The 5,021-nt window shown below is 72.6% G+C and carries 3 protein-coding genes and 1 pseudogene; 1 reads left to right on the plus strand and 3 read right to left on the minus strand.

What is annotated here, in order from left to right:
- Positions 1-239: 239 nt before the first annotated feature.
- Both VIW71_RS09420 and VIW71_RS09425 read right to left on the minus strand, forming a co-directional pair.
- Positions 240-708 (minus strand): annotated as a pseudogene (locus VIW71_RS09420) (hypothetical protein); the annotation flags it as partial.
- Positions 709-760: 52 nt separating this feature from the next.
- Positions 761-946, minus strand: coding sequence for a hypothetical protein (locus VIW71_RS09425; protein WP_331621613.1), 186 nt, complete (start codon positions 944-946; stop codon positions 761-763).
- Positions 947-1,016: 70 nt separating this feature from the next.
- Here VIW71_RS09425 and VIW71_RS09430 point away from each other — a divergent pair, with 70 nt between their 5' ends.
- Positions 1,017-1,496 (plus strand): GNAT family N-acetyltransferase, encoded by a 480-nt coding sequence (locus tag VIW71_RS09430; protein WP_331621614.1) that lies wholly within the window; start codon positions 1,017-1,019, stop codon positions 1,494-1,496.
- Here the strand turns inward: VIW71_RS09430 and VIW71_RS09435 are convergent.
- Entirely contained in the window at positions 1,477-4,719 is a 3,243-nt protein-coding gene (locus VIW71_RS09435) for a glucan 1,4-alpha-glucosidase (protein ID WP_331621615.1), read from the minus strand. The genes VIW71_RS09430 and VIW71_RS09435 overlap by 20 nt on opposite strands.
- Between the last annotated feature and the right edge of the window lie 302 nt (positions 4,720-5,021).

The following is a 5,021-nucleotide window of genomic DNA, read 5'->3' on the forward strand; positions in this document are numbered from 1 at the left end:
GCGGCCGGTGAGGGCGTCCAGGTACCGGCCGAGATCGCCGAGCGGGCCGCGTACGTGTTCTATCCGGCACCGGACACGGGACCGGAGCCCGAGCTGTGACGGGCAGGGCGGCGACGAGCGCGGGAAACGCGAGGACGACCCGCACCGCGTGTTCGATCGGCAGGAAGCGGGACGGCAGGATCGAGGTGGTGCGGTACGCGGCGAACGGGGCCGGCGAGTCGCTGAGCCGCACCAGCGGCCCGGCGCGACCTGGCCTTGAACGCCTTCAGAAACCCCAGCGTCGCGAGCGACAGCGTCACCGACATCGAGTACGACTCCACCACGCCCAGCGCGAGCTGTTCGGCGGTCGGTTCGTGGTTCTCGTCGGCCGACCGGAAGTAATGCCCCCCGGCGAACGTGGGGCTCCCCTTCCCGTCGGTGTGGCTGCGCATGTAGGCCGAGATGGCTTCCAGCAGCCGCACCGGAATATCGCTGCGGCTGCCGACCGAGCCGAGCGCGGCCAGTACGTCGGAATTGGTCAGGTCTGGATCGTCCAGCCGGAATTCCTGCATCTCAGTGGCCGGATAAAGCAGGCACAGCAATCGCTCGGCGTCCGCCACACTGCTCAGCCCCCCCGTCCGCTCCCCACTCCCACCGCCCGCCGGGAAAGGAGTGGCGGCCGATCGCCTGCCAGACGTCGAGTAACTGCTGGCGTGGTTGAATGCGCATCCCGAGCCCCCTGCATGTGTGCGCCCGTCGTTCGGCCCCGTTCGAACAGCACTCACATGTCGCGCCGCACCCCGCAGGCGACGATCATGCCGGTGTAGCCCTCGCGAACCGTCCACCCTTCCGGCGGGGCGATACGGACGATCCGCATGTCGTCGGAGTACGGTGCCAGGCAGACCTCCACGTCGTGCGCGGTGATGGCGCAGGCCGGAAACCAGTGGTCTCCGACCTGATAACCCATGGAATTCTCCATGAACGCCGTGGCGTAAGGGGCCCCCGGCCTCAGGGCCTCGGCGAAGGAACTGACGGCCTTGCGGAACTCCTCGTGCGGCGTGGCCAACGACTCGGCACCGACGGGACTGCACGGTTACGCCCTGCTGGCGACGGCCCGTGGCTGCGACACCGCCTGGCTGCTCGCGCTCGGCGTCGAGGAGCCGTGGCGCCGGAAGGGATACGGCCGGGAACTGCTCGCCTGCTGCCTGCGCGAGCTGGTCGATCCCGGCCTGCGGGAGATCAGGCTCAGCGTCGAACCCGGCAACGTGGCGGCGGTGCGGCTCTACCGCTCTCTCGGCTTCGCCCCGGCCGACCCGCACCCAGACTACCTCGGGCCGGGCAGGGACCGGCTGATCATGATCCTCATGTGCCGCGCCGCACCGAACGGGGACAGCGAGGCCCGTACCCCAACCGCTGAGACCCGCCGCTCCAACGCCGAGCTCCCGCACGCCAACCCCGAAGGGCGCCCGCCGCAGTCGGTGGGCACCCTTCGCGGGGTCAGTCGCCCAGCGAGGTGAAAGGCAGCCGGACCGGTCCGCCGTCGGGGGTCCTCGTCCAGTCCAGCACGTCCGCCTGGGAGCGGCCGGCCGGGGTGATGACGTCGATGGTGTTGGGGTCGGAGGTGTCGGTGTCCTTGCTCGGCAGGGAGTCGTCGATGACGCCCGCGCCGCCGCCGAAGCGGTACTGCTTGACCCAGCCGGGCCCGGTGTTCCAGTAGTCGAGACTGTAGACCGGCCGTACGTTGCCGATGCCCTCGCCGTCGTCGGCGTCGCCCAGCATCGAGACCTGGTAGGCGGCGGTGACCGGGTCCAGGGTGCCGAAGGCGGCGGCCGGGAGGGTCAGGACGATCTGCCGGCCGGCCGGGACCGCGGTGAGGGCGACCTCGGCGTCCGCGACCCGGGTCAGGTCCGGGAGGTAGACGCCCTGCCCGTAGGTGCTGGTCTTGTGCCGGCCGTCGCCGACCACGGCGAACCGCCAGGCGCCGTCGGTGTCCGCGTTGGTGCCGGGCAGCGCCGGCGCCGGGCCGGTGGCGGCCCCCGGGGCGCGGACGTAGACGTTGAGACGCTGCACGCTGAGCTGGTCGCCGCCCCAGGGGTTGGTGAGCCGGCCGGCGACCGTGGTGACCAGCCGGATCCGGTCGCCGTCGCGGTAGACGTCGAAGCCGGTGAGGTCGAACGCGCCGGGCGCGAAGGCGCCGTCGGTCGGCAGGGTGTAGCTCCCGGGCCCGTGGTCGTCACCGGCCGGGTCGGTCAGAGCGCCGAGCCGCTGCCCGTACGCCATGACCGTGCGGACGGCCTGGGCGGTGCCGCCGTCGCGGCCGACGGCGGCCACCACGATCTGGTTGCTGATGCCGGTCAGCGCCACCTCGGCGTCGAACCGGCCGTCCTTCACCGTGACCTGCCGCTTGTCGCCGCCCACCGAGACGTAGACCGAGCGGCCGGTGGTGGTGCCGGTCACTCGTACGGTGCGGCCGTCGGCGGTGCTCAGGTCGGCCGGGCCGGTCACGTCCAGGGCCGGGGTCGCGGGCAGCCGGCCCGAGGCGTAGCGGTCGGCGACCACGCGCGGGGTCTCCACCGGGGCGCCGGCCCGCAGGCCCTGGGCGAGCCGTACGTACTGCGCCATCGCCCAGGCCAGCGGCGCGGCCGAGCCGGTGCCCTTGCCGAAGACGTGGCCGTAGGAGGTCGGGTCGGCCTGGTCCCAGATCTGCTCGGGGATCATGTAGCCGTTGTTCGCGGTGTTCGCCATGGTCCGCAGGTACGGCAGTGCGGCGTTGCCGCGCGCGAGTTCGTACTCACCGCGCTCGCCCGCCAGCAGCGGCCAGGGGCGGCCGACGCCGGTGCCGGTCCAGGGGGCTCCGGCGGCGGTCTCGCCGTAGCCGTCATAGGTGTAGCGCTTCCACACCTCGCCGCTGGGGGTCTGCACCTTGAGCGAGGCGTCGACGGCGGCCAGTGAGCGGGCGATCGCCGGGTCGTCGGGGGACTTCACGCCGAGGCGGACCAGTTCCAGGAAGCCGGCATCGGTGACGGCGTTCTCCGGGTGCTCACCCACGCCGTTGGCCCAGTTGCGCACCGCGCCGTCGTCCGGGTCGCCGCTGCCGCTGATCCGGATGTAGTAGTGGCCGTCGCCGATCGGGCCGGTGGTGGTGTACGTCCACTTCTCCACCTGGCGCTGCCAGGAGTCGGCGGTGGACTGGTAGACGGCCGCGCCCGCGGTGTCGCCGTTGCGGCGGGCGATGTCGGCGGCAGCGGTCAGGGCGGCGATCATGTCGGCGATGGTGGAGGGGGAGTACCCGCCGGTCTCCTCCCAGCGCTCCTGGGGGGTCGAGGGCCCCTGGGCGACCAGGAAGTCGGCGGCCTTGCGCACGTGGTCGCGGTAGAACGCCGCGTCGTCGCGGCCGACCTGCCAGGCCAGCAGGATCGGGAAGGCGGTCTCGTCGAGCTGGATGTTGGTCTGGTCGGGGCTGCCGTCGGTGTGCGAGGTCTGCGGGAAGTGCCCGTCGGGCAGTTGCTGGCGGGTGAAGAGGAAGTCCACCGCGCGCCGCGCCGCCGCCGTGTCGCCGGCCGCCAGCAACCCGGTGACCTGCTGGTACTCGTCGCGCGCCCACACGAAGTGGTAACCGCCGCCCCCGCCGCCGCTGTTGGTGGCATCGGCGGCCTGGCCCCACGGGATGGTCAGCGACGCGCTGAACGCACCGGGATGCGTCTTGTCCTCGTGCGCCCGCACCGTCATCACCGCCGCCCAGTACTGCTTCTCCAGGTCGGTGCCCTTGATCTGCCGGGGTACCTTGTTCAGCCCCGCGAGGTAGCCCTGCCAGCCGGCCCGGTACGCGGCTGCCGCGGCGGCGAACGGCCGTTCCAGGCCGGCACGGGCGGTGGCCAGCGCGTCGTCCTCGTTCCCGGCGAACCCCAGCGCCAGTGTGGCGCGGGTCGTGCCGGTGGGGGCGACGGCGATCTCGCCGACCTGGGAGATGTTGCCCGGCCCCGCCTGGCCGTAGGTGTCGGTGAGGCGGTGGTTCACCGCCAGGTCGCTCCACCCGTCACCGGCGCCGCCGACGTACGCCGTGCTGCTCGCGGTGAAGCCGGTCGAGGAGACCAGGGCGCTCGCCACGGGCCCGCCCGGCGTGCGGGTGTCGACGGAGGTCAGCGCCCCGGACGCGGTGCGGCCCGTGTCCTGACCGGCGTCTCCGGCGAGCGAGGGGTCGTACCGGCCGAACAGCCGGTACGCGCCGGGCCGCAGGGCCTGGAACTCGACGTCGATCAGGACGGTGGCCCGGTCGGGGTCGGTGATGTACGTCTTGGCCAGCCGCCAGCGGCCGGCGTTGTCGGTGGTGGTCTGGCGGTACGTCAGCGAGTCCGAGCCGAGCAGTTCCACCGTGCGGGTGGTGGCCGACGCGTCGTCCTCGGTCTGCGTGAACGTCGCGCCGTCGGTGACGGCGAAGTCGAGCCGGCGGACGTTCGGGGTGTCGGCGCTCGGGTAGTAGACCTCGCTCATCGAGCCGCCGGTCAGCGTGTACCAGACGGTGGAGCGCGCCGAGAGAGCGGTGCCGACGCCGTCCTTGTCGCCGGTGGTCCAGGTGGCCGCGGCGCCGGGCGCCCCCGGGGCGTCGCCCCCGGTACCGGCGGCGGCCGGCAGCGCGGGCAGCAGTCCGGCGGTGATGCCGAGCGCGACCACGGCGGCCGGCACCCAGGCGCGGCGGGTCGCCCTGCGCCGGCCGGTTCGGGTCGAGTGGTGTGCGGACATGCGGCTCCTCCTCGCGGCGGCACCGTCCGGCCGCCGAGCCCGTTAGTTCTAAGGCGAAAGTATTGGGCTGTCAACGATTCGCGCACGGAGCTTCGGGTAGTTCGGCACCTGATGTAGTGCCAGAGCCGTATCGGAGGGCCAGGTTTCACACTTTTTCTTGACGCACGAAACACCGTACCCGGGGGTCCGCCTCGCCGCCCCGGACCGAGCCGGAGGCCGTTCCTTCGAACTGCCCGTCACCTCCGGCGCCGACGTTGGACAGCAGCGAGATGGTGTGGCCGACCTGGTACGGCTCCAGGCCG

The organism is Streptomyces sp. (assembly GCF_036524955.1).
In the GTDB taxonomy this organism is placed as follows: domain Bacteria; phylum Actinomycetota; class Actinomycetes; order Streptomycetales; family Streptomycetaceae; genus Actinacidiphila.

Excerpts from the sequence above, each read along its gene's own strand:
- VIW71_RS09425 (WP_331621613.1), bottom strand. The coding sequence starts at position 946 with ATGGGTTATCAGGTCGGAGACCACTGGTTTCCGGCCTGCGCCATCACC.
- VIW71_RS09435 (WP_331621615.1), bottom strand. The coding sequence starts at position 4,719 with ATGTCCGCACACCACTCGACCCGAACCGGCCGGCGCAGGGCGACCCGC.